At 36.7% G+C, this 2,210-nt stretch carries 1 protein-coding gene; it reads left to right on the top strand.

Annotated features, from left to right (window positions below):
• The first annotated feature begins 432 nt into the window (after positions 1–432).
• Positions 433–1,167, top strand: coding sequence for an SDR family NAD(P)-dependent oxidoreductase (locus AFK68_RS00800; RefSeq protein WP_094670867.1), 735 nt, complete (start codon positions 433–435; stop codon positions 1,165–1,167).
• Positions 1,168–2,210 lie beyond the last annotated feature (1,043 nt).

Below are 2,210 nucleotides of genomic sequence, written 5' to 3' on the forward strand. Positions count from 1 at the left end.
TGAATTTTACCATTTAAACTTGTACATCATTAATCCGAAATCTGCTGTATTTGTGAAAATTCTGTTAATTATTTAGTTTTCAAGGTGCAAATATGGCTTGTTTCTCTAGAGGTTGTTCGCCTCTCCTTTAACTGCCACATTTATATACTACATAAATAATACATAAAGTGTCAAGGGGGTAGAAAAAATTTTTTCTCAGGATCTTGAAAGTTAGCTATCTCAATAGATATAGGGAAATTACAGTTCTTAAAATATAGATATTCTACCAAAAAGCCCCCATAAAATCTAAAATCTAAATTTACAAGAAAAGAGGGAGCAGGGACATTCGCATTTTTGTTATGCAACGTCCGTACAGAGTAGAGGGAAATAATTGATGATTTCTGTGAGATAATGACTTTCTTAGAGATATCTAATAGTTTTAGGAAGAATAAAATGAGCGAAAAATCTGCAGCAGTTGTGATGGGTGTTGGTTCAGAAGAAGGCTTAGGTGCAACACTTGCTAAATATTTTGCTAACCAGGGTTTGCACGTTTTTGTTGCTGGCCGTAGCGGAGATAAACTACAGTTAATTGTGGAAAATATCGCACAACAAGGTGGGAGCGCAACTGCTGTTGTTACTGATGCAACAGTCGAACAGGATGTCGAACAACTATTTGCAGTTGTGGAAAAAGCAGGTTATCCTCTTGATATTGCTGTCTACAACGCTGGTAAAAATATTCGCGCACCCTTATTAGAAACAGACAGTGAAACTTTTATCAACCTTTGGCAACAAAATTGTTTTGGTGGATTTTTATTTGGCAAACAAGCGATCGCTACTATGAAAAAGCGACAACAAGGTACTCTTATTTTTACGGGAGCGACTGCTTCCCTAAGAGGAAAACCACCATTTACAGCATTCGGAGTCGCAAAAGCAGGTTTGAGAGCATTAGCTCAAGGGATGGCGCGAGAATTTGGTCCCGAAGGTATTCATGTTGCTCATGTCATTATTGATGGTGTTATTGATGGGGAAAAGTCTCGTACAAGGTTCCCAAATTTTGTTTCTCAAAAAGGTAAAGAGGGTTTATTACAACTTGATGCTATTGCAGAAACCTATTGGGCAATTCACCAACAACATTCGAGTGCGTGGACTCACGAACTTGATCTAAGACCATTTAAAGAGTCTTTTTAAAGGCTAGAGAATTAATTAGACAGTGCNTATTGATGGTGTTATTGATGGGGAAAAGTCTCGTACAAGGTTCCCAAATTTTGTTTCTCAAAAAGGTAAAGAGGGTTTATTACAACTTGATGCTATTGCAGAAACCTATTGGGCAATTCACCAACAACATTCGAGTGCGTGGACTCACGAACTTGATCTAAGACCATTTAAAGAGTCTTTTTAAAGGCTAGAGAATTAATTAGACAGTGCAAAGTTCTTAAAATAGCCATTGCTAGCTATGGCTATCACCACTCCTTCTCAATTTCACAGCTATAAATGCTATAAGGCTTTACCAGTAATACTTTCAGTCTTTAAAGCAAACCGTTTTTAGAAGCACCTTGTACTCTCCAGTAATTACAGCACTTTTTAGGATGGTGAGGTACACTTTAATTAATTATCTGTTGCCTGTTGCCTATTGCCTGTTGCCTAAAGTCCTAAAANTACCAGTAATACTTTCAGTCTTTAAAGCAAACCGTTTTTAGAAGCACCTTGTACTCTCCAGTAATTACAGCACTTTTTAGGATGGTGAGGTACACTTTAATTAATTATCTGTTGCCTGTTGCCTATTGCCTGTTGCCTAAAGTCCTAAAAATTTGTACCTCACTAACTCCGAAACTGCTCTAAGTCTAAAATAAAAATTCAAAAATTAAGATAAATAGTTTTAGATAAATAACTTTTTTACCTTAAAAAAAGCATTTTTCCATCTTGTGTAGTATTGCATAATGGCAAGATACTAAAAGTGCTTTCTTATTTTTTCCTAATTATGAATTTTGCCAATGCTAAAAAAACTTTATGTCAACAACTTTAAATGTTTTCGGCCGAATTTTAAGCAGGAGTTTTTGTAGAAACGGCTTTACAAGAATCACAATATATCAATATTGAAGTGCTTTCTTCTGAAGGTATGCCCTTGTCTCGTCGCCTGCTAATGGTTCCTACGAAGTCAGTCCTCCTCCAGAGATTTATCCTATCGAACAGCTTTACCGCAAGACCTATGGGGCGCGTAAAGGTCGAACCGG

The sequence above is a fragment of the Hydrocoleum sp. CS-953 genome (assembly GCF_002260545.1).
Classification (GTDB): domain Bacteria; phylum Cyanobacteriota; class Cyanobacteriia; order Cyanobacteriales; family Microcoleaceae; genus Trichodesmium.